We start from the raw sequence: 22,323 nt of genomic DNA on the forward strand, positions 1-22,323 counted from the left end.
AGTGGATAAGGGCTGTGGTGTCCGTAAGGGTCAGATTTGGCTTGTATTTGGACCCGGAGAGATGGCATTTTGCCCCTCATTTCCACTTCTTCCCTTCGGGGCGGAATCAGAGGGATTTATACGTTTAATTTGGTGCTATGAGCCACTTTCGATGGATTCAGAGGGATCCCTCTATCTCCCACCATCAGATTCCCGTCACGGTTACTAAGCATCATCAAGTCCAAAAAGACCGGAAAGCCTAAAAACGGCCTCCCGGTCCTTCCTGTATACCATTTAATCCCCCGCTTCCGCAGGGACTTCCGGTTCCTTTTCCCAGCGCTGCTGGACAAACAGCTGATAGAGCTTGACCGTTATAATCTTCAGCATCATATAGACAGGAATAATCAGCAGGATGCCGATAATTCCGCCGAAATCGCCTCCGGCCAGGACCAGAATGATCGTCGTCAGCGGATGGATATCCATGCTTTTCCCGAAGATATAAGGCGCCACCAGGTTATCCTGAATTTGCTGCGCCACCAGCACAACCACGATCGACCAGATGGCCGTGGACGGCGACTCGATCAGACCGAAGATGAAGATCGGCACGGTGGACAGAATCGCCCCGATAAACGGGATGAAGTTCATCAGCACAGCCACTAGTGTCAGCAGCAGCGCATACGGCAGCCCAATCAGCAGAAAACCAAAATACATCAGAACCCCCAGCGCCAGATTGACCAGCACCCTCCCGACGATGAAGCTGCTCATCACCCCGTCGATTTCAGCAACAACGGACGCCCCCTCCTCATGATACCGCTTTGGAAAGAAGCTCACGAGCTTGTCGCCGAACTTCCCGCCTTCCTTGAGCATGTAGAACAGCAGGATCGGAAAGGTAAAGAGTACAATGGCGAAATTGGAGACAAAGGAGAATAGCCCCGACACATAGACCGTCAATAGCGAAAAGCCTTTATTCAAATAATCCATCAGCTGGCTGGCCGGATTCATATCCGCAGGAATCAGCTTCGACAACAAATCGCTGTCCTCCAGCTTCGTCAGCTGCTCTCCCACGGCATTGAATACGCCAGGCATATTATTAGCCAGATTCACCAGTTGATTCTGCAGCGACGGCCAGACACCTACCGTGAATCCCAGCAGCAGCACCGCGATAACCAGATAGACCAGCAAGATAGCGACTGTCCGGTTCAGCCTGCGGGAGGCCAGGTAATCAATCAAGGGACGCAGCAGATAATAGAAGAAGACGGCCAGCATTAACGGCACAATGACAACACTGAACAGCGAGATAACGGGCGAGAAAATAAAGTCCACCAGTGAGCTTACATAGATAATTCCCAGCACCAGCAGCACTGCAATACAAATGCGGATAAACAAATTCAATTTGGCCATGAGTGACTCCCGTTTTCATATTTGAACCGGCGGTTCTTTTCCCTATAATATAGTGCTTCATTCTTAATTCAGACTAAATCGAGTCTAAAGAAAAGCTAAAGATTTTGTCTTTAGCCTTTTTTTACATTAGAATGATGGGGAAACGCGGTCAAATCCGACAACCTTTGGAGTGAAACCATGATAAAGATCCTTGTTGTAGAAGACGATAAGCATGTACGCAAGCTGATGAACGCTGTCCTGAAACGGGAAGGTTATGACGTGGTAACGGCTGAGAATGGAAGAGAAGCTCTGGAGGTTCTTGAAGTCCAGCATATCGATCTGATTATTCTGGATATTATGATGCCGGAGATGGACGGGTACGAATTTGCCGAAGAGCTCAAGGAAGCGGACAATCGAATTCCCATCCTTATGGCCACAGCCAAACAGCTTCCTGAGGATAAGAAAAAAGGCTTCCGGCTCGGAACCGATGATTATATGACCAAACCTGTAGATACAGAAGAAATGCTGCTGAGAATCCAGGCCCTTCTCCGCCGTTCGCAGATTGCGAGTGCCCGTAAGCTGGTGATCGGCAGGGTTCATCTGGACTATGACTCATTAACCGTGACCCGGGACGAGGACAAGCAGACGCTTCCGCAGAAGGAATTCTATCTGCTCTATAAGCTTTTATCCTATCCGGAGCGCATCTTCACCCGCATCCAGCTGATGGACGAGATTTGGGGGATGGACAGCGAAAGCACGGATACTACGGTGAATGTGCATATCAACCGCCTGCGCAAACGTTTTGAAGCCTATCCGGAGTTCGAGCTGGTCTCTGTCCGCGGGCTCGGATATAAGGCGGTGAGAACATGAACATGATCAAGAGGCTGACGGGTAAAATCGGCCTGTCGCTCTACTTCTCGCTTGCTGTATTTATCATCTTCCTTATTACCGTGCTGATTACCGGCGTATTGGTCTATCTGTTGACGGTCTTTGGTGTGCTCAATGAACGCATCATTCAGGATTTCAAAGTCCTCACTTTTATCATCTTAATTGCCTGCATCATGATCGGCACCGTCACCTCGGGTCTGGCCAGCCGGAGGATGCTGAAATCCATCCGTACCTTCATCGATGCCACCAACCAGCTGGCAGGAGGAGATTTCACCACCCGGCTGCGGCTCAATAATCCGCCCGAATTCAAGATTCTCTCCGCTAATTTCAACCGGATGGCGGATGAGCTGGGCGGCATTGAGATTCTGCGCACGGATTTCATCAACAATTTCTCGCATGAGTTCCGTACCCCGATTGTGTCGATCAAAGGGTTCGCTGAAATCCTCAAGGATGATGAGCTGAGCAAGGAAGAACGGAATGAATATCTGGATATTGTCATTGAGGAATCCACCCGTCTGGCCGCCCTCGCCTCCAACGTCCTGAGCCTGTCCAAAGTGGAGGCCCAGACGATATTAACGGGCCGCGAGCCCTTCAACGTTGGCGAACAGATCCGCCAATGTGTCTTACTTCTGCATCCCAAAATGGAGAAAAAGAATATATCCATCACAGCCAACGTGCAGGACTATGAGGTGCCGGGAAATAAAGAGATGCTGAATCAGGTCTGGCTGAATCTGCTCGACAATGCCATTAAATTCACTCCGGAGCATGGCGAAATCGAAGTTTCGATGAGGCAGGCCGAAGACAAGATCGAAATCACATTCCGGGATAACGGTGCCGGGATCAGTGCGGCTGCACTTCCCAGGGTGTTCGACAAGTTCTATCAGCAGGATACTTCCCACTCCACTGCCGGTAATGGGCTGGGGCTTACCATTGTCCGTAAAATCACTGAGCTGCACGGCGGAACCGTCACCTGTGATAGTGTTCCGCTGCAAGGAACCACCTTTACCCTGTTGTTCCCTGCCTCAAAGAAGCTTCCGTCCACCAAATAAAATATCCCCACAAAGTGGGGCCTTATCTTCGATGATTACTCAACAAAGGGGCGTCCACATGACCGCCCCTCCCTATTAGCCGATAGTATCCACTACCTTGCCCTCCTGGTCTTTGATATACGTCTTTCTCACCCGTATCATCAGTTCTTTGGCCGTGGACAGCCTGAACTCGCTTTCCTTAGGCTTAAGCTTCGATTCCAGCTCCAGGACAGCAGCTTCACTTAAGCTGATGGGATGATCTCTCCGTCCTCCTTGCAGGCGGTCTCCAGTTCCGGTTCCAGCACAACCTGCAGTTTAGAGCTGGTGAGCGTCAGCTTCCTGCCCTTCAGCAGACGGCCGCGCAGCAGCCTGGCTACCGTCGCTGCCTGCTGTGCCCCCATAGCCAGGACGGCCGGTGCTTTGCTGAGCAGACGATTTCTGCCAGGCTCGAAGTCCAATTGATCCACATACAGGATGCCTGTCTGGGACCCGTCACGTTCAATCCCCTGCCGCACTGCATCCTCTATTACCGGAAGCCGCAGCAGTGAATCCCGTCCAAGATCGGTGATATAAGCGGGAAGTACTTCATGGCTGGCCTGCAGGAATGCGTTGGTATTCCAAGACATCATGGCTTCCAGTTCATCGGCGGTAATCCCCACCATTTGCAGAAACTCTACCCGTCCATTCGGGGTATCTATAGCCGGAAGCTCCGGATCACCGGTAAAAGCCAGAGCGGTCAGCCGGGTATCCGCACCCAGACAGATGGGGCCGTTGGCATCCAGATAATGTCCGGAAGCAAAAACATTGCCGCTGCTGAACACATATCTGGCCATGTTCTGCAGCAGATTCATCGCCCAGGCCGGAGGCTCCTCTTCTCCGACAGTACGTGCCAGCCGGAAGGTCAGCTCAAATCCGTAGCCGCTGTATTCCGGGTCCTCTGATTCCTTGTCATATAGCTCAGAGAATCCGAAGGTTACAAAGTGCCAATGGGGATAAGGCAGTTCCGCCTTATAGGCACTGATTCCGTTCAGCGGGTCCTTTCCCCCCAGCATGTAAGGCAACAAGGCAGCATAATGCTTCGGCTCCTGTTGTCCATACAATCCCGACATCTGTTCCTCAATGGCATCCCAGCCGGTTGCCTCCACTTCTTCCTCGCTCACTTTGCTTCCCTCCGGATTCGAATTTATGTATTTTTGGCCCATTCAAGCCCTTAATCTCCCGTTCATTACCCGGAATTTCTCTATCATAACCAGCTATAACCAGTGCAATGTTCAACTGCCTCCAGGTGATTGCCCTGATTAACCTGCCGCTCTTGTTCATGTTACACTAAATCTACAAGACTTAAGGGGGCTACCAGAAGATGAATGTAGAGTCGTTGTTTGAGATTTGTTACCAGAAGTATCCGGGGGCGTCGGAGCCTGAGCTGACGCGCTTCACAGAGGAATGGCGGAAACCATTGACGCAAGAGGAAATCGCGGAGATTACCGGACGGCAGCGGAATCCTTTTCCGGTTACCGATCCGCTTCATGCCGTATACCGGCCGTTCGATCCGGCACTCTGGACCCTTCCGGACATGCCGTTGCCTGCGGCCTACCTGCATTTCCTGCGTTACTCCAACGGCGGAGAATTCGGCAACGGTGAACGGTATGTTCAGCTGTTCGGTACGGACCAGTTACGCTCCATGATGCTTGCATACGAATTCCCTGAGTACATGCCGCGCGGGGTTCCCTTTGCCATGGACGGCAGCGGCCATCACTATATCTGGGATATGCGCACAGCCCGGGAAGATGGTGCCTATCCCATCCTCATTGCCCATTCCGGTAATCTCGGTTATGAGGATGCGGCATGGATTGCCGGCAGCTTCGAAGAGCTATGCCGGGGAACCGTCTCGGCGGAAGATGTACTTTATAATTCTTGAAGCAGTGAGGTATTTAGGCGGAGCTGACCAGCTTCGTCTTTTTTAGTATTTACTCAGCATCTGCCACTGCACTAATTTCCTCAAATAAAAAATCTATATTTTTCTATATAAACCCTTTAATTCCCACATTTAAAAAACTAATTGTGAATTATACAATCTAACCAGAAGACTATCGGCCGGTAGATTTCCCAAGCACAGGAGAATCCAAATATGAAAAAAACAGTCTTCATCATGATGGGAATTATTCTGCTGTTGTTCACAGCCTGTAATAAAAAAGATACAAACAGGATTCAAGATGATGAACGAGCTGCCGCAGAATATGTGAATTCACTGGGATACAAGATCACTGTCAACGAGGGGGAGACCTCAAGGTATACTCTCAGCCGGGAAATGTTTAGTGACCTTTCGTATATGAAGCTTTGGGCCGTTCAACAGACAGAGCCTGAATCCTATCTGGGGAAAGAAATCGTCACCTATGACTTTATTGTAAGCGGCCATCCTCTTGAGAAGAAATTCGCTTCTATCTACAAGCAAAATAATTATGACACCTCAGTAATGGTCATGTTTGCAGATGGTAAGGTTATCGGAGGCGGTTCAACACCTAAGAGCAAAAACAAACTTATCGTTATGACCGGCGGATACTATGCACTGAATGGTGACAGTCTGGAAGAGGTTACAAACATGAGTTATTCGGAATGGCTTGAAGAATGGAAACAGAAGTACGCAAATTAAGCAATATCATACTGATTATCCTTCAATAAACAGAGGCTATCCCAAGCTGAACGGCCACCTCATGGCTGCTTGCGGGATGGCCTCTTTGTCATAGCAAGTCTCATGGCTGCTCCCGGGACGGCCTCTTTTTCATATTATTTTCTGCTTGTTTCAGCAAAAGTTAATTTTCAGTTTATCATTCTCCGGTACGATCATAGCAACAAACACGCAAAGGAGTCATTCTTATGTTGAAATTACTGAAGAACCTGGAGCCCAAAGAATGGTTCTTATTCGGCATCAGCCTCATGTTCATTATTGCGCAGGTCTGGCTGGATCTGGAGCTGCCTGACTACATGAGTGATATTACCCGGCTGATCCAGACCCCGGGCAGCGAAATGAGTGAGATTCTGACCGCCGGAGCCTGGATGCTGCTCTGTGCGCTCGGCAGTCTGGCTACCTCGATTGTCGTGGCAGGGATTGCCGCCAGAATCGCGGCCGACCTGTCAGCCAGATTACGTGCCAATTTGTTTGATAAGGTACAGTCCTTCTCGATGGAGGAGATCAGCAACTTCTCCACCGCCAGCCTGATTACCCGCTCCACGAATGATATCACCCAGGTGCAAATGCTGATTGTCATCGGCTTGCAGCTGCTGGTCAAAGCACCCATCCTTGCCGTATGGGCGATCCTCAAGATTACGGGGAAAAGCTGGCAGTGGACGCTTGCGACCGGCGCCTCTGTTGCGCTGCTGGTGCTGATTGTCGCCGTCTGCATCACTCTCGTTCTTCCTAAATTCAAGAAACTGCAGCAGTTAACCGACAATCTGAACCGTGTCTCCAGAGAGAATCTGAACGGTCTCCGGGTCATCCGGGCTTACAATGCCGAGAAATACCAGGAAGAGAAATTCGCTTACGCCAACAACGAGCTAACCAGCACCAATTTGTTTGCCAACAATGTAATGACAACGCTGATGCCGAGTATTTCCCTGATTATGAGCGGACTCAGCCTCTCCATCTATTGGATTGGTGCTGTAATTATTCAAGCGGCCGACGGCACCGCCAAGATGGGCTTGTTCTCGGATATGATTGTCTTCTCATCGTACGCGATGCAGGTCGTTATGGCTTTTATGATGCTGATCATGATCTTCATTCTGCTGCCCCGCGCCCAGGTATCGGCCAAACGTATTAATGAAGTGCTGGAAACCGTGCCTAGCCTGAAGAACGGATCAGTCACTCATTTCCCTGTGAAGCGTGAGGATGAGCTTGAATTCAGAGGGGTTAGCTTCAAATATCCGGACGCAGAGGATTATGTGCTGGAGAACATCAGCTTTACGGCGAAGCAGGGGGAGACGGTTGCTTTTATCGGCTCAACAGGCTGCGGCAAGAGCACGCTCGTTAACCTCATTCCCCGTTTCTATGATGCTACCGAAGGCGAAGTGCTCGTGAACGGCATCAATGTCAAAGAATACGACCAGCAGGTGCTGCGTAATAAAATGGGCTATGTCTCCCAGAAGGCAGTACTGTTCGGCGGAACGGTGGCTTCGAATATTGCTTTTGGCGAGAATGGTGCCGGTCAGGTGCTCAGCTCCGATATTGTAGATGCGGTGTACACGTCCCAATCCTCTGAATTTGTGGAAAAGCTGGAGGGCAACTATGAGGCCCACATCGCCCAAGGCGGCTCCAATCTGTCCGGCGGACAGAAGCAGCGGCTCTCGATTGCCAGAGCGATTGCCCGGCGTCCGGAAATTCTGATCTTCGATGATTCGTTCTCGGCGCTTGACTATAAGACGGACCGCAAGCTGCGCAGCGAGCTGAAGAAGGATGCTCATGCGTCCACGATGCTGATCGTCGCCCAGCGCATTGGTACGATTAAAGACGCCGACAAAATCATCGTGCTGGAAGCCGGGCAAATTGCCGGTATGGGCACGCATGACGAATTAATGCAAACCTGCGGCGTCTATCAGGAAATTGCTTACTCACAGCTGACCAAGGAGGAGCTCGCCTAATGAAGATGAAAACCAAAACTAAAGGACAGAATACCTGGAGCAAGCTGCTCCGTTACTGCCGTAAATACGTTCCGGTGATCGTCATTGCGCTGATCTGCGCGGCGGCCGGAACCGTGCTCACCCTGCTCGGTCCGGATATGCTCTCCGAGATTACGGACAAAATCACTGCCGGTCTCGCAGGCGGGATCGATATGGACGGCATTGCTGCCATCGGCATTACCCTCGTCGTGATCTACGCCATCAGTGCGGTGCTGTCACTCTCGCAGGGCCTGATCATGTCGAATATTACCCAGAAGGTCTCCAAGAAATTAAGAACCGATCTGGCTCATAAGATGAACCGGCTTCCGATCTCCTACTATAATAAGTCGGCCACAGGGGATATTCTCTCCCGGGTAACGAATGATGTGGATACCATCGGCCAGGCGATGAACCAGAGCATAGGTACAGTCGTAACCGCCGTAGCCATGTTCATCGGTTCGATCATCATGATGCTCCGCACCAATGTAATTATGACCCTTACCGCTATCGTAGCAACAATCATCGGCTTCGGCCTGATGGCGGTTATTATGAAGAAATCGCAGAAGTATTTTGCCAGCCAGCAGGAATTCTTGGGCAAAATCAACGGTCATGTTGAGGAAGTCTATACCGGACATAATGTTGTAAAAGCCTACAACGGTGAAGCGCAGATGCGCACCACCTTCCAGGAATTAAATCAGGGATTGAAGAACAGCGCCTTCAAAGCGCAATTCCTCTCCGGACTGATGCCGCCGCTGATGGGCTTTATCGGTAATCTCGGTTTCGTAGCCGTTTGTGTCGTTGGCGCTGTACTGGCCTTGGATGGAACTATTTCCTTCGGGGTTATCGTCGCCTTCATTATGTATGTACGTTACTTCACCCAGCCGTTATCCCAGATCGCCCAGGCCGCGCAGAACCTGCAATCGGCATCGGCCGCAGGCGGACGCGTGTTTGAATTCCTCGAAGAAGCAGAAATGGAAGACGAGAGCCGCAAAGAGAACACACTGGCAACTGCGGCAGGCAAAGTAAGCTTTGACCAGGTGAAATTCGCTTATGAGAATTCCGGGAACCTGGTGATCAAGAACTTCTCGGCCGATGTGAAGCCGGGGCAAAAGGTGGCCATCGTCGGCCCGACCGGCGCAGGCAAAACCACGCTCGTCAATCTGCTCATCCGCTTCAACGAGCTGACCGGCGGAGAAATCCACATCGATGACACACCGATCAGCAGCCTGACCCGGGAGAACATCCACGATTTATTCTGCATGGTGCTGCAGGATACCTGGCTGTTTGAAGGCACAATCAGGGAGAACCTGATCTACAATCAGCTGAATATCACGGATGAGAAGCTTGTAGAAGCCTGCAAGGCCGTTGGCCTGCACCGCTTCATTCAGAGCCTTAGCGACGGATATGATACCGTCCTGAACGATAAGGTCAACCTGTCCGCCGGCCAAAAGCAGCAGCTGACCATTGCCCGCGCGATGCTGAAGGATGCGCCGATGCTCATTCTTGACGAAGCTACAAGCTCCGTGGATACCCGGACTGAGCTGCTGATTCAGCAGGCGATGGATCAGCTGATGGAGGGCAGAACCTCCTTCGTCATCGCCCACCGGCTGTCCACAATCAAGAACGCCGATGTGATTCTGGTCCTGAACGACGGCGATATCCTGGAAAGCGGCAGCCATACAGAATTGCTGGCGAAGAACGGATTCTATGCCGAGCTGTATAACAGCCAGTTTGAGCAGGCTTCCTAAGCAGAGCTTGCCCTTCAATGTGGAGCTTCGTTTCACATAAAAACCGCAAAAAAACGGCAGGCTCGTAAATGAGCCTACCGTTTTTTCGTGTTCATTCAGCAATAACCGTTCTGTTCCTCCCCCCGCTCTTCGCCAGATACAGTGCCTGATCCGCCTTCTCCAGCAATCCCTCCCGTTCAGGGGAATGCGATGGATAATGCGCCACGCCCTGAGAAACCGTAACCTGCACAGGAACCGGAGCCTCGTTTTGTTCTACTGCCCGGCGAATTCGTTCAGCTGCGTTAAAGGCTTCTTCAGGTGTGGTGCGGGCCAGGAGAATAACGAATTCTTCACCGCCATAGCGGTAACAGATATCGTCCGGGCGGAGAGAGGCCGCCACCACCCTGGCAATACGTATTAACACTTCATCACCACTGTTATGGCCATAAGTGTCGTTAACGAGTTTGAACTTATCTACATCCAGCATGACAAGTGAAAAGGGTAAATCGGCGGTTATCCATTGATTTATCGTTTGTTCAAGGGATCTCCGGTTCATTAGGCCTGTCAGAACATCCGTCGCAGCTTCCTGGGTCAGTTGATCGGTCTGCTCCTGAATATTGGCCACGGCAAGCAATACACCATTAGTCAGCAAATAGGCTTCCCGGCTCCAATACTGCTTCGCTTCCCGTAATTCTATCTTTTCCTTCCCCATCTTGCTCACCACATCGGCCAGGTAGACAAAGGGGCTCGCAAACTTGCGCGCCAAGAGAATAACGCCCAGCAGCATGATGATAAACGGGAATAAGGAATACCAGATCAGGATACGAATGTGGCCGATCAGTTCCTTGTGGATCTGACCAATCGGTGAGACAACCACAATCCCCCATCCATTGGCTGGAACACTCGAGTAGCCGGCAAGCAGCTCGGTGCCCCGGGTGTTCCGCACCTGTTGTTCCCCGCTCTCCTTGTTCATCAATCTTTGGACAACCCCATTGCTGCTGACACTCTCTCCGATAAGCTGCTTGTCCGGGTGATACACCAGATGCCCGTCCGAATCCACAATATAATAATAAGCGCCGGAATCCTCCTCTTTGCTGGTGTCAAAAATTTCAGACAGGACATTATTTTCCTGCAGATAGATCGTGCCGCTTAACATTCCGAGATATGTACCGGTGTTACCAAAGATTGGTTGGCTCAAAAACACGATCAGCCGCTTAGTGTTTGCTGTCAGATATGGGGAGGATATATACGGTTTTTGGACCGCTAAAGCTTCCAGACTATTGCTGGAGGTGATGTGCTTACCTGCTGTTCCCAAGCTGACAGGTGATACATTGCGAATTAATCCGCTTGCTTCGATCACTGTCATAGAATTGAAGAAATTGCTGCTGCTGCGCATCAGATCTAAATATTCATTCACTTTCTCCGGTGCCATGGTCTCGATACCGGACAATATACCGGCATTGTATTTCAAGCTGCCCTGCATGGATAGAAATAAAGAATCCATCGTCCTCGACATACGGTCAGCATTAATATAATTCAGATGGAGCGTCGTCTCCGTCAATGATCGTTTCTTGGACTCATACGAACCCACCAGAAGAATACCTGAAGTTAGCAGAATTACCAGCGTCACAAGCCCCGTTAACAGCGTTGTGAGACTTAGCTTATTACTTATGCGAAGCGCGCTTTTTAACCTATTAAGCAAACTGCAATCCTCCTTGGTGTCTGAAAACATAATTAATTAATAATACAGCAAATTATCATATTGTTCGACACTGGATTAATCGCAGTAGAGGTTCATGAATATCCGGTGGAGACATAAGACACAAAAACGGCTCCGTTCACAAATGTGAACGAGCCGTTTGGTTGAAGCTGCTGTCTATTACTGCCGTGCCTGCAAAATTTCATCCACCCGCTCCTTCGCCCCCTGCCAGGAGGTCATCAGCGGAAAGGCATATTCCTCCCGGGCCCGCAGGTTCCATGGATGCGGGATACAGAGCACCTTCTTCCCTGCCTGTACAGCGGGCAGCAAATTATGCGGACCGTCATCAATCAGCAGATCGAAGCCGATCAGATGCTTGCGCTTGCAGGTGAAGAAGTTCTCAGCCGGGATATACGGCATGTGCTTTTGCAGCCAGTTCCATTTCTCAAGCACCGTTTTGGGAACAGCGGCTGTAACAATAATGACATCATAAGCGTTGTGAAGCTTCTCCATCTCTTCGGTCACATATTCATCGAACAGCTCCAGCTCCTCGTACAGGCCGGATCTGCCGAAGAAAAGGTCCATCGTGCTGTCCGGATGGCGAAGGTGGTCTGTGTTCCAGTCCATCATATCTTCGTAGCGGAGCGGATGCGTAGGAAACTCAATGTTGTTGTGGTATATCGCACGTTTGACGAGATGGCAGATGGTATCATCCATATCGACGGCGATGATCGGTTTATTCATTGATTCTCCTCCAGGGTTGCATAGTGATTACATTATAGGCATCCGGAGGGAACGTGTCCAGACTTGCCGGAAGCAGGACTATTCCTTAAGGTCTCCTCTGCGGGAGAATTCAAGGATTACGCACGAAAGCACGCGTCCCTATGAGGGTACCGCGTGCTTGTGTGTTAACTGTTTAATTAAGTATTTGAACCAGCTCTTGTTTATGTCCTGTTAACTCCGGGATCGTCCCCGGAACAGGTTAATCACAAACAGTACCGCAGCGACAAATAGCAGAAGGTGAATCAGATTGCCCATAACATCAAAGATAAAGCCGAACAGCCATACTACGACAACGAGTCCGATTAATCCCCACAGCATAAGCTTACCGCCTTTCTCCTCGAGGGTGTTTCTCTCTTTTTACCCTACTGGAAGGAGGTTCAAACGGCTGTGCAGCAGACCGGAGGCCGTGATCCTGTGCCCAACTGGCAGATGCCGTTCCGGCTGGTGCAATTCCCATGACCCCGTAGCTTGCTTGAATAGCAGGCATGCTGTTATACTGTTTTAAATAATACAATTGTATTAAAAAAGGAGATTAACCAAACGCCATGATAAATTCTGCCATTATTAAGAATTCCGCTTCCCGCAAACTGCGGAGCAAGCTGATGAAGCTATTGCTAATTCTTATATCCGCAGCTGTTCTTATTACAGGGTTGGGGTTCCTGTATGAAGCCATTGCCTCCGCATCCGCCAAAAAAGATTATCCTGCACCGGGTAAACTGGCGGATGCCGGAGGGTACAGCCTGCATCTCCTGCGACAAGGAGCCGGAGCTCCCACTATTATTCTGGAAGCCGGAAGCGGGGAAACCAGCCTGTCGTGGAGAAATATTCCTGAACAGTTAGCCGAAACAGCTACCGTTGTCAGTTACGACCGGGCGGGATATGCCTGGAGTGAGCAGGCTGATACGGAACGCTCAGGCGCCAATATTGTGCGTGAACTACATAGCGCACTTCAGAATGCAGGCATCCCCGGCCCTTACCTGCTGGTCGGACACTCCCTCGGCGGCATGTATGCCCGCCTCTTCACTCAGACCTACCCGGAGGAAGTAACCGGGCTGGTGCTTATTGATGCCAGACCCGAGAATGACGACCGGGAGACGAAGCCGATTCTGGAGGCCGAGAATTATGCCGGCAACCCGAGTGCTTCCATGCTTACCTTGCTCAAGCGCTCGGGTGCGCTTCGATTGTTCCAGAATCAGCTTCTGGAGGGTCTGGTTGCGAAACAAGACCGCGGGCAATTCATTAACGTCATCTCCACGCCAAGCTATTTTGCCGCCAAGGAGCAGGAAGCAGCGCTGGCAAGCTCTACCGAGGATGCTATCCGCGGACAAACCTTAGGCTCACTTCCGGTGAAGATCATCGCCCGGGGATTGCCGCAGGATTACGCTGCTTTTGGGATGTCCGAAGAATCGGGCCGACGGCTGGAAGCCATCTGGCAGGCAGGACAGCGCAACATGCTGAACCTTTCTTCCAACAGTGAGCTTATTGTCGCCGAGAAGAGCGGACATATGGTGATTCACGATCAGCCGGAGCTGGTCGTCAGGGCAATTCTGAGTGTACTTGAAGAAAAGTCTTAACGCACCTCGAACCGCCCGAACTCAGCGTAGCCGTTCTCCGCCGCTGCGTTAACCGGACCGCAAGCTAGCGCGAACAGGCCGAACTTGGCACCTACCCAGGCTCCTTCGCCTTCCTTCAACCGGAAAGGAGATCCCATCTCCGTGTAAGCTTCTCCGTCAAGACTGTATGCCAGGCGGCATTCTGCTTCTTCCGAGACCGTAAGCTGAAGGTATACAGCGTCCGAGTCCAGCTTCACAAAACCATCCGTAAACGCACACTCCTGCTCCGCTTCTTCCTCCGGGCTTGCCGGCAGGCTCTCGAACCGGCCTAAACATAAGCTGCCGTCTTCACCGGAGAACAGGCTTACATGTACCGCTTTATGCCCCAGCACTACCAGGCCTGCGCGTTCAGACAATGCTCCGAAATGCGGTTTGATCTGTACCTGCGCCGTGAATGCAGGCGCAGCGAACTTCTGCATCAGGAGCTGCGGCGCATCGTATAACCGCTGCGTCTCCAGCGGCGCGCAGCGGAGCCGGAGCCCCGGACCCGGGTGGCCGGAGGCAAGCCAGCCGTCCTGCGGATTGGCCTGCCACTGCCACTGCAGCCCCGGACGCCCGTCCGCGAAATCATCGGAGGTCCGGGGAGCCGCCGGCAGCGCTGTCCCGGTGCGGGAAGACTCCGGCTTGCACCATTCGGATACCGGCTCTCCGGTCAAACTTCCCGCAGACAGCTGCCCCATTACCGGCCAGCCGTCAATCCATTCTACAGGCTGCAGATGGACAATCCGCCCGTAAGCCCCCTTGTCCTGGAAATGCAGGAACCAGCTTTCTCCTTCCGGCGTCTCTACCCAGCCGCCCTGATGAGGACCATTCACCAGGGTATCCCCTTGTTCCAGCACAATCTGATCCTCATAAGGGCCATAGATCGACCTGGACCGGAAAGCAGCCTGCCAGCCTGTGGACACTCCTCCCGCTGGGGCAAGAATGTAATACCATCCATCCCTCTTGTACATTTTGGGACCTTCCAGTGTCGGATGACCGATCGTTCCGTCAATAATCAGCCGGCCTTCATCCAGCAGCTCCCTGCCGTCCGGGCTCATCCCGCACACATGCAGAATATGCTTGATGCCGCTGCGGCTCTTCGCGAAGGCATGGACCAGATAAGCCTGTCCGTCCTCGTCCCAGAAGGGGCAAGGGTCAATCCAGCCTTTGGCTGCTTTGACCAGATGGGGTACAGTCCACTTCCCGAGCGGGTCCTCGGCCTGCGTCATGAAGATTCCTTCATCCGGCGTACCGAAGAAGATCCAGAACTTCCCGTCATGATGGCGCAGGCTGGGTGCCCATACGCCTTTACCGTGCTGAACCTGGTCATATCCCGGCAGATCCAGCCTGTCCAGCGCGTGATTGACAATCGTCCAGTTCACCAGGTCACGGGAATGCAGAATCGGCAGTCCCGGCATGTGGTTGAAGCTCGACGCTGTCATATAATAATCATCCCCGGCCCGGATCACATCCGGGTCGGAATAATCTGCATACAGCACCGGATTGCGGTACCGGCCGTTGCCAAGGTCGGATACCCAGGGCGCATTGATTGTCTCCATTGAATAACTCCTTCAGCGCCGGACGCCTACCGCCCGGGCAGTTTATTGTGCCGCCTTTTCCTGTTCCAGCAGCGATGCCCATTGATCCAGCATTTCCTGCGCGGTCAGCTGCTTGGCCATTACCTTCTGAATCAGCGGTTCCACCGATTTCTGCACATTGGAATATCCCGCCAAGTAATACGGTACATCAGAGAACTTCGTCTCCTGGCTGTTCAGCAGATCGGAGGCTGATTTCATGTAAGGCACGCTCTGCACCCATTCATCGCCGGCAGCTTCTGTATTGGCAGGAATTTCGCCATAGAGCTTGCCGTATTTGCTGTTAATATCATGCGACAGGTAGAAGGTCATGAATTTCCAGACCGCATCCTTGTTCTTCGCCGATTTGCTCATCGTCAGCCCCAGCGGCATCAGACCGGGGTGCTCGCGGTAGCCCTTCACGCTCTTCGGAAAAGGTACAGCTTCGAACTTCGTATAGTCACCGCCGAAGGCTTTCTCATGGGAGCTGGCCGAGCCTAAGTTATGCACAACGATTCCGGCTTTGCCCGACTGGAAGGTTGCAGCCAGTTCACTCCAGCCTTTATTGAGGTCATCCTCTGGTGTATAGACATTGTAAGAGCCCAGATATTTCTCTACAAATTCAACATTAAGCGGGTCATTAATTGTTGCTTTGCCGTCCGCCGTGAAATAATCGGTAATGCCGGAGTAAGCATACATCAGCATTTCGAGCGTATTGGCACTGCCTGCGCCGCCGCGGATACTGAGCCCGTAACGGTCTTTCGATTTATCCGTCAGCTTGGCGGCAGCATCGAAGAATTGGTCCCAGGTATCGGGCAATGTCAGTCCGGCTTCCTTGAACCAGTCCGGACGAACCCACAGATTCCAGGTCTGCGAGCTGTATGGCAGCGCATACAATTTACCTTCTGCCGTATCCAGCTTACGGTTACTTGCAATCAGTTCAGGGTTGAGCAGATCCTTGTCCGCCCACTGGTCATAATACGTATCCAGCGGCTCCAGCACCCCCCGGGCCAGCAGATCGGATTTGAAGTCATTCATCACATCCGGCGCCTGATCGGCAGAGATGGCCACGTTAACCTTTTGCTCATAAGCCGCGAGGTCTCCCGGTACGCCCAGATAATCCACGTCGATATCCGGATTCTCCTGCTCGAACTGCTTCACGATCTCTTCGAAGAAGGCATTGCGTTCTGTGGTGACGGCTGCCGCCCAGAAGCTGATTTTGGCTTTCTCTCCGCTCGCTGCTTTACCTGCCCCGTTATCCGCCGCTGACGCGCTGTTCCCCCCGGTATTCCCGCCGTTATTTCCGCCGCAGCCGGCCAGCAGCAGCAGCAGCAATGCTGCCGATACTAGCGCCGTGCGTTTCGCTTTGTGTTTCCCCATCATTCTGTGATCCTCCCTAATTGAATTTCTTGTATATATCTCAAAGGACGGAATGCGGCGTGTTCTGCCCTGGCCGTGTCCGTCCAATCGATACCGGACACTAGCCTTTGACTGCGCCGCCCAGTCCTTCGACCAGATAACGCTGAATGAACATGAAGAGCAGCACGGGCGGAATCAGCCCGATAATACTGCCGGCCGCCAGCGACGCGTACTGGACGCTGAATTCGCCAACCATGAATTTGAGGCCGATAGGGATGGTGAAGCGGTCCGGCGTCGTAATGAACGAGAAGGCAACCAGGAACTCATTCCATACCCCGATGAAGGCGAACGCGCTTGTTGCTACTATTCCCGGAAGCACGATCGGCATAATAATGGCGAAGATAATCCGGAAACGTCCGGCTCCGTCCACCATTGCCGCCTCATCAATTTCCTTCGGTGTCGAGGAGATGAAGCCGCGCATCAGAATCGTATTGAACGGAACCTGAAGCACGATGTAGAACAAGATGAGCGCGTACGGCGTGTTGATCATCCCGAAATTCTTGAAGATCAGGAAGAGCGGAATGACGAACAGAATGACCGGCATCATCTGGGTCGCCAGCAGAACCAGCATGAAGGCTCCTTTGCCCTTGAACTTGAAGCGGCTCATGGCGTAACCGTTAAGCACAGACAGCACCGTAATCGCCACTACGGACAGCACCGACACGAACACACTATTCATGAAATATTGCGAGAAATTGTTGTCATTCCACACATGTACGAAGTTCTCGAAAGTCGCCGGGCTCGGAATGTACCGGACCGTGCCGCTAAGTACATCCCCCTCCCGCTTCAGCGAGGTGGAGATGGCCCACAGGAACGGAACCAGCACGAACACCAGTGTCAGGGCCAGAGGTATGTAGAACAGCAGCTTTGAACCAAGCTTGCGGTGCCATTTGCTATTCATCCTGCATCCCTCCTGACCGGTTCAGTCTAAGATACAGGACAACGAAGATCATCAGGAACGCGAAGGTGACCACACCGATGGCGGAACCATGACCGTAGTTTCCTTCTAGGATGGAAGTCTTCATCATATAAATCGGCAGCGTGGTGGTCATATCCATCGGTCCGCCGTTCGTCATCGTAAAGATCATATCAATGGAGTTGAACTCCCAGATGGCACGCAGCAGCGTTGCGAACACAATACTTTCCTTCAGGAAAGGCAGTGTGATGAAAAAGAGCTTCTTCACGCTCCCCGCACCATCCACCTCACAGGATTCATAGACCTCGTGCGGAATGGTCTGCAGCGCCGCCAGCAGCGTGATGGCGAAGAACGGAATGCCGCGCCACAGCTCGGCGACAATCACAGAACCAAAGACGGTATGAATATTGGCCAGCCAGGCGACCGGCTCAGAGATCAGCCCTACCTTCATCAGGATATCGTTAATGATCCCTATGTGCTGGTTGAACATCAGCGACCACAGCATGGTGGTCAGTACCCCGGACACCGCCCAGGGAACAAGCACCAGGGAACGGACCAGACCGCGAAGCTTGAACGCCTGGTTCAGCAGCAGCGCGACAACCAGACCGAAGACAAGCTGCAGCACTACTTCTATCAGCACCCATTTCACCGTGATCCACAGTGAAGAGTAGAACATATCATCCTGCGTGAATATATTCTTGAAGTTCTCGAGTCCGATGTAACCCGCTTTCTGCAGCCGGGTGAAATCATAGCTCTGCACACTGAGATCGAACACCCTGAAGATCGGGAAGACGAGAAGTCCCGCGATCAGCAGGACTGTCGGTGCGATCAGCAGGTAAGGGAACCAGCGGTCGCCCATTTTTTTGCGGGAAGATTTAGATTTGACGGATATTGTCTTGCCGCCGGTTGATTGGGATAATTCCATAACAGCACCTCCACGCTTATCTTAAACCAGCGCGTGAACATGCTGAATACACTATCTTTCGAAGATTGTTTGTTTTCTTTCACTCCTTTGTTTGCTCTATGAATGCTGCTGTTCCCTGCGGTACTCGGAGGGCGATTTGCCGTAATGCTTCTTGAACAGCACGCTGAAGTATTGGGGGTTGCGGTAGCCCACCTGCTCCGACACCTCGTAGGATTTCGCATCCGTGGTAGACAGAAGCTCCGCTGCCTTGTCTATGCGCAGCTGAATGAGATACTCACTTAAGTTCATGCCTTTGTATTTCTTGAAGAGCGTGCTGGCATACGCGGATGAAATATGCACATGGCCCGCGATGGCGGTCAGGTTCAGCTCCTCCTCATGAAAATGCAGCCGCATATACTGCTCCATCTCCTTCAGCAGCGTATGATGCGAATTCTGCGAATGGCGGATCTCACCGCTGACGAATACACCGGCCCCGCCGATAATCGGCTTCAGCTGTGCAGCGTTCAGAGCCTCGCTGTAGGAAATTGCGATGCGCTCAATCCCTTCCCGGCAGCTGCCCAGACCAATGCTGACCTGAAGCTTCAGACAGTTCTCCAGTGTCCGGCGGATCTCCTCCAGATGTTCAGTCAGGTGTTCTGCAGTGCCTTCACGGTCTGCCGGAGCAGGCAGGTTAAAGAGCAGGTTGACCCGGTTGTTATAGACTGCCGAATACCGGTAAGGAAATGGCTCAGACACAAGCTCCGAGCAGATATTGTGGATCGAGAAGAGCAGCAGCTCCGCATTATCCCCTTCTCCGGAGCGGGCGAAGCGGCGGTTGTCCTCCGGCTGAATCACGGCTACCCGGAAGCAGGCCTCCGGCGCAGCTATGCCGAGATTGTCCAGTTCCTTCCGCGCCCACTCCGGGTTGGCGCAGCCCTCGAACAGCTCTGCGAAGAACTTGTTCTGAATCAGTGCCTGGCTCTTCCGGGCTGTCTCGGCCCCTCTCTTCTCGGCCAGCAGCGTGCTGGCGGCAGAAGCAACCGCATTTAGAATCACTTCATTATCCTCATATTTCAGAATGTAATCTGCCGCCTGCAGCCGCAGCGCCTGCTTGGCATACGAGAAGTCATCGTAACCGGTCAGGAAGACAACCTTGGTTCCCGGATAGTCCACGTTAATACGTTCAGCCAGCTGCAGTCCGTCCAGAAAAGGCATCTGGATATCGGTCAGCACCAGATCCGGCCGCAGCTCCCCCATCCGCTTCAGGGCTTCTTCCCCGTCAGCGGCTGTGCCGGCTACCTCAATGCCGGCCTGCTCCCAGCGGATATTGCGCCGCAGGCCTTCCCGGATCCACATATCATCATCCACAATAAGCAGTTTAATCATGGGAATCTCCTTTCTTCTGCACCCGGGGGAGCTGTACCGTGACCCGGGTAAACTTCATCTCTTCGCTGTCAAGGACAAGGCCATAGACCGGCCCGTATTGCAGCACCAGCCGGCGGTGGGCGTTCCACAGTCCGAAGCTCAGCGCATTGTCGCCTGTGCTGTCCGCCTGCAGTGAACTGCGCAGCTGCGCAAGCCGATCAGGGCTAATGCCTTGTCCGTTATCATAAATCTCCAGCACTGCGGCAGCTTCATCTGCATAACCCGTTATCGTCACCATTCCTTTGCCGCGCTTGTTCTTGATGCCGTGATAGACGGCATTCTCCACGATAGGCTGCAGCGTCAGCTTCGGGATACGCAGCGGCAGCAGCTCTTCATCCACTTGGATGGTATAATCGAAATCCTGGTTATACCGGATGTTCAGAATCAGCAGGTAGCTGCGCACATGCTCAATCTCTTCCGCGACAGTAATCAGCTCGGCGCCTTTGCTGATGCCGATGCGGAAATACCGGGTCAGCGCTCCCACCATCACAGAGGCCCGCTCCCGCTCCTCCAGATCAATCAGATGCTTGATTGAACCGAGCGTATTGTACAGGAAATGCGGCTGAATCTGCGCCTGCAGCGCCCGCATTTCAGCCTTACGCTTCTGCTCCTGCTCCTCGCGCACCTCATTCAGCAGCTGCTCCACCGAATCGGAGAGCCGGGTCAGTCCGGTGGCCAGAACGCCGATTTCATTGCGCTGGTCAATCTGGAAGCTGACACTGAAATCTCCGCGCTCGAACCGCTTCACCTGTTTGGACAGGTACCGGATCGGATTGCTCAGATTGCGCGCTGCCAGCGTCGCGGCTGCCAGGGCCAGCACGAGGATAACCAGCGTGACCGCCAGAACGATCCACTGAATCCGCGACGCGCCTGCGAGGATATCCTTCTCCGGCACAATGGCAGCCAGCACCCAGCCGTTCAGCGGCAGTGTCTGATAGGCAATATCCAGCTTCTGGCCTGCTGTACTGTCCACGGCAAGGCTGCCGTTCCCGCCTGCCAGCTGCCGCAATTCAGCAATAGTACCCGGCTTCACCTCATAATCCGCCTTCAGGGATTTGGAGAACAGCTCCCCGTCCGGGCTGATCAGTGCCAGCGCGCCGTTCGGGCTGATCTGTACATTCTGCATAATTTCCAGGAAGTAGCTTTCACGCAAATTGATCAGCACAATTCCGCTGGAGGAGGAAGTCGGCGTGCCGATCATTTTGAAGCTGCTGAGCACCCGCCTGTCCTCCACCGTATCGAAGATGGCATCTTTGTGGCTGTTCAGCCAGTAGTAGCCTTTATCTGAATGGTTGTACCGTTCCTGCCACGCCGGAAGATCGATCGAGACGCTCCGGGGCACGTATTCCTGCTGGAGGTTGAAAGACCGGCCGTTGTTGAAGGCAACATAGATGGAATCGACCATGGCATTATAGGAGTGGTATACGCTTTCAAGACGATTATGCAGTTCGATAATGTCGTTGAATTTCTGGGGAGTGTCACCCTGATCGTTCACGGACAACAGATTGCGCAGCGAGGTGGTATCCTCCAGATTAACCAGCTGTTCGAAGATCGTCAGAAATTTATCATCCAGAAACAAGGCGGTCTGATAGGTTGTATCGGCCAGCGAATACAGCGAGTTCTTGCGGAGCTGATCACTGGCGGACCAGTAGGAGAACGAGCCTGTTGCAATAACGGATAGAATCATGACCGGCAGGAAGGTAATCAGCAATTTGGTCTGTATGGGCTTATCGAGAAAATAACGTTTCATGGCCTCTTCCTCTCCCCTGTCTCGCAGCACAGCGGATGTTTTGCCTGCTGACGCAGATGTAAGGGCTTTAATAAAGACTGAGTCTAGCACAGAACCGGGCAATTGGAAACATAACTTATCACCTGATTACAAGGTGCAAGAGGGAGGCACCAGCTTATACGGAAGTTTGAAGTGAAGCTTTCACGGGCTTGTAATGTACTTAAGAATCGCTAGAGGGCAAAGGCAATGGCCAGTCCAGAGTTCACCCCTCTCCGCTTGAAATCCGTTTTAATTCACTACTCTTGCACTGTATTCCTAAGTTCAACAACTGGTAGATTTGCGTGATGATTTGGTATCCGTCCACGTGCTGCTGTGCTGCATCCAGCTTGGCAGGACAGCGTTCGAGTATATCACTTTATCCGCAGACGACTAAGGCCCTGCATGCGGAGTAATAACTCACGATTTCACTAGCGACAGGCTCAGGCTCATTTCGTTCTGTTGTTTCTTACGGACATCAGGGCCTTTATTTGCCCGAAAAGGACACATTGAGCATGCTAACGGACAGTAGCGACCTTATTGGACTTCTGTCAAGAAAGTAGACGTTGAACTAAGAGATTTCCCGCTTAA

At 52.4% G+C, this 22,323-nt stretch carries 17 protein-coding genes and 1 pseudogene; 7 read left to right on the plus strand and 11 right to left on the minus strand.

Annotated features, from left to right (window positions below):
• Positions 1–273 precede the first annotated feature (273 nt).
• Positions 274–1,380, minus strand: coding sequence for an AI-2E family transporter (locus QW71_RS29670; RefSeq protein ID WP_039307970.1), 1,107 nt, complete (start codon positions 1,378–1,380; stop codon positions 274–276).
• A 177-nt stretch (positions 1,381–1,557) separates the two neighbouring features.
• On the opposite strand from QW71_RS29670, the gene QW71_RS29675 reads away from it, so the two are divergent.
• Positions 1,558–2,229, plus strand: a complete 672-nt coding sequence (locus tag QW71_RS29675) for a response regulator transcription factor (RefSeq protein ID WP_039307974.1) — start codon at positions 1,558–1,560, stop codon at positions 2,227–2,229.
• Positions 2,226–3,296 (plus strand): cell wall metabolism sensor histidine kinase WalK, encoded by a 1,071-nt coding sequence (locus QW71_RS29680; protein ID WP_200905987.1) that lies wholly within the window; start codon positions 2,226–2,228, stop codon positions 3,294–3,296. Before QW71_RS29675 ends, QW71_RS29680 begins: the two co-directional genes overlap by 4 nt.
• A gap of 75 nt (positions 3,297–3,371) precedes the next feature.
• Here the strand turns inward: QW71_RS29680 and QW71_RS37425 are convergent.
• Positions 3,372–4,384: pseudogene (locus QW71_RS37425) on the minus strand (suppressor of fused domain protein).
• Between the two features lie 251 nt (positions 4,385–4,635).
• On the opposite strand from QW71_RS37425, the gene QW71_RS29690 reads away from it, so the two are divergent.
• The 4 genes from QW71_RS29690 to QW71_RS29705 all read left to right on the plus strand — a co-directional run bounded on the left by QW71_RS29690 (position 4,636) and on the right by QW71_RS29705 (position 9,673).
• Positions 4,636–5,193 (plus strand): SMI1/KNR4 family protein, encoded by a 558-nt coding sequence (locus QW71_RS29690; RefSeq protein ID WP_039307977.1) that lies wholly within the window; start codon positions 4,636–4,638, stop codon positions 5,191–5,193.
• Positions 5,194–5,403: 210 nt separating this feature from the next.
• Positions 5,404–5,925, plus strand: coding sequence for a hypothetical protein (locus QW71_RS29695; protein WP_052770433.1), 522 nt, complete (start codon positions 5,404–5,406; stop codon positions 5,923–5,925).
• 224 nt (positions 5,926–6,149) lie between these two features.
• On the plus strand, positions 6,150–7,907 hold the full coding sequence (locus tag QW71_RS29700) for an ABC transporter ATP-binding protein (RefSeq protein WP_039307980.1): 1,758 nt from the start codon (positions 6,150–6,152) through the stop codon (positions 7,905–7,907).
• Positions 7,907–9,673, plus strand: a complete 1,767-nt coding sequence (locus tag QW71_RS29705) for an ABC transporter ATP-binding protein (protein WP_200905988.1) — start codon at positions 7,907–7,909, stop codon at positions 9,671–9,673. Before QW71_RS29700 ends, QW71_RS29705 begins: the two co-directional genes overlap by 1 nt.
• A gap of 91 nt (positions 9,674–9,764) precedes the next feature.
• Here the strand turns inward: QW71_RS29705 and QW71_RS29710 are convergent, their stop codons facing one another.
• The 3 genes from QW71_RS29710 to QW71_RS40175 form a co-directional block, all read right to left on the minus strand.
• The gene (locus QW71_RS29710) at positions 9,765–11,354 is read right to left on the minus strand and encodes a sensor domain-containing diguanylate cyclase (protein ID WP_047014053.1); all 1,590 of its coding nucleotides are present in this window, start codon (positions 11,352–11,354) and stop codon (positions 9,765–9,767) included.
• 177 nt (positions 11,355–11,531) lie between these two features.
• Positions 11,532–12,095, minus strand: a complete 564-nt coding sequence (locus QW71_RS29715) for a 5'-nucleotidase (RefSeq protein WP_039307983.1) — start codon at positions 12,093–12,095, stop codon at positions 11,532–11,534.
• 210 nt (positions 12,096–12,305) lie between these two features.
• A complete protein-coding gene (locus QW71_RS40175; RefSeq protein WP_144026097.1) occupies positions 12,306–12,452 on the minus strand; it encodes a lmo0937 family membrane protein in 147 nt (48 codons plus the stop codon).
• A gap of 227 nt (positions 12,453–12,679) precedes the next feature.
• On the opposite strand from QW71_RS40175, the gene QW71_RS29720 reads away from it, so the two are divergent.
• Positions 12,680–13,708, plus strand: coding sequence for an alpha/beta fold hydrolase (locus QW71_RS29720; protein ID WP_200905989.1), 1,029 nt, complete (start codon positions 12,680–12,682; stop codon positions 13,706–13,708).
• Here the strand turns inward: QW71_RS29720 and QW71_RS29725 are convergent.
• From QW71_RS29725 to QW71_RS29750, 6 genes are all read right to left on the minus strand, one after another.
• Positions 13,705–15,288, minus strand: a complete 1,584-nt coding sequence (locus QW71_RS29725; protein ID WP_039307985.1) for a glycoside hydrolase 43 family protein — start codon at positions 15,286–15,288, stop codon at positions 13,705–13,707. The genes QW71_RS29720 and QW71_RS29725 overlap by 4 nt on opposite strands.
• A 42-nt stretch (positions 15,289–15,330) precedes the next feature.
• On the minus strand, positions 15,331–16,686 hold the full coding sequence (locus tag QW71_RS29730; RefSeq protein WP_052770436.1) for a sugar ABC transporter substrate-binding protein: 1,356 nt from the start codon (positions 16,684–16,686) through the stop codon (positions 15,331–15,333).
• Positions 16,687–16,783: 97 nt separating this feature from the next.
• A complete protein-coding gene (locus QW71_RS29735; protein ID WP_039307988.1) occupies positions 16,784–17,623 on the minus strand; it encodes a carbohydrate ABC transporter permease in 840 nt (279 codons plus the stop codon).
• Positions 17,616–18,563 (minus strand): carbohydrate ABC transporter permease, encoded by a 948-nt coding sequence (locus QW71_RS29740; RefSeq protein WP_039307991.1) that lies wholly within the window; start codon positions 18,561–18,563, stop codon positions 17,616–17,618. Before QW71_RS29740 ends, QW71_RS29735 begins: the two co-directional genes overlap by 8 nt.
• A 96-nt stretch (positions 18,564–18,659) precedes the next feature.
• Positions 18,660–19,928: a response regulator gene (locus tag QW71_RS29745; protein WP_039307994.1), complete on the minus strand. Its 1,269-nt coding sequence runs from the start codon at positions 19,926–19,928 to the stop codon at positions 18,660–18,662.
• Positions 19,921–21,717, minus strand: a complete 1,797-nt coding sequence (locus QW71_RS29750) for a sensor histidine kinase (protein WP_039307997.1) — start codon at positions 21,715–21,717, stop codon at positions 19,921–19,923. The genes QW71_RS29745 and QW71_RS29750 overlap by 8 nt, the downstream gene beginning before the upstream one ends.
• Positions 21,718–22,323 lie beyond the last annotated feature (606 nt).

This window comes from Paenibacillus sp. IHB B 3415 (assembly GCF_000802655.2).
Lineage (GTDB): Bacteria > Bacillota > Bacilli > Paenibacillales > Paenibacillaceae > Paenibacillus_AQ > Paenibacillus_AQ phytohabitans.

What these genes read in the sequence shown, in the direction of transcription:
- QW71_RS40175 (WP_144026097.1), bottom strand. Translation starts at nt 12,452, where the DNA reads ATGCTGTGGGGATTAATCGGACTCGTTGTCGTAGTATGGCTGTTCGGC.
- QW71_RS29700 (WP_039307980.1), top strand. Translation starts at nt 6,150, where the DNA reads ATGTTGAAATTACTGAAGAACCTGGAGCCCAAAGAATGGTTCTTATTC.
- QW71_RS29720 (WP_200905989.1), top strand. Translation starts at nt 12,680, where the DNA reads ATGATAAATTCTGCCATTATTAAGAATTCCGCTTCCCGCAAACTGCGG.
- QW71_RS29690 (WP_039307977.1), top strand. Translation starts at nt 4,636, where the DNA reads ATGAATGTAGAGTCGTTGTTTGAGATTTGTTACCAGAAGTATCCGGGG.
- QW71_RS29740 (WP_039307991.1), bottom strand. Translation starts at nt 18,563, where the DNA reads ATGGAATTATCCCAATCAACCGGCGGCAAGACAATATCCGTCAAATCT.
- QW71_RS29670 (WP_039307970.1), bottom strand. Translation starts at nt 1,380, where the DNA reads ATGGCCAAATTGAATTTGTTTATCCGCATTTGTATTGCAGTGCTGCTG.
- QW71_RS29750 (WP_039307997.1), bottom strand. Translation starts at nt 21,717, where the DNA reads ATGAAACGTTATTTTCTCGATAAGCCCATACAGACCAAATTGCTGATT.
- QW71_RS29705 (WP_200905988.1), top strand. Translation starts at nt 7,907, where the DNA reads ATGAAGATGAAAACCAAAACTAAAGGACAGAATACCTGGAGCAAGCTG.
- QW71_RS29730 (WP_052770436.1), bottom strand. Translation starts at nt 16,686, where the DNA reads ATGATGGGGAAACACAAAGCGAAACGCACGGCGCTAGTATCGGCAGCA.
- QW71_RS29745 (WP_039307994.1), bottom strand. Translation starts at nt 19,928, where the DNA reads ATGATTAAACTGCTTATTGTGGATGATGATATGTGGATCCGGGAAGGC.
- QW71_RS29695 (WP_052770433.1), top strand. Translation starts at nt 5,404, where the DNA reads ATGAAAAAAACAGTCTTCATCATGATGGGAATTATTCTGCTGTTGTTC.
- QW71_RS29680 (WP_200905987.1), top strand. Translation starts at nt 2,226, where the DNA reads ATGAACATGATCAAGAGGCTGACGGGTAAAATCGGCCTGTCGCTCTAC.
- QW71_RS29715 (WP_039307983.1), bottom strand. Translation starts at nt 12,095, where the DNA reads ATGAATAAACCGATCATCGCCGTCGATATGGATGATACCATCTGCCAT.
- QW71_RS29675 (WP_039307974.1), top strand. Translation starts at nt 1,558, where the DNA reads ATGATAAAGATCCTTGTTGTAGAAGACGATAAGCATGTACGCAAGCTG.
- QW71_RS29725 (WP_039307985.1), bottom strand. Translation starts at nt 15,288, where the DNA reads ATGGAGACAATCAATGCGCCCTGGGTATCCGACCTTGGCAACGGCCGG.
- QW71_RS29735 (WP_039307988.1), bottom strand. Translation starts at nt 17,623, where the DNA reads ATGAATAGCAAATGGCACCGCAAGCTTGGTTCAAAGCTGCTGTTCTAC.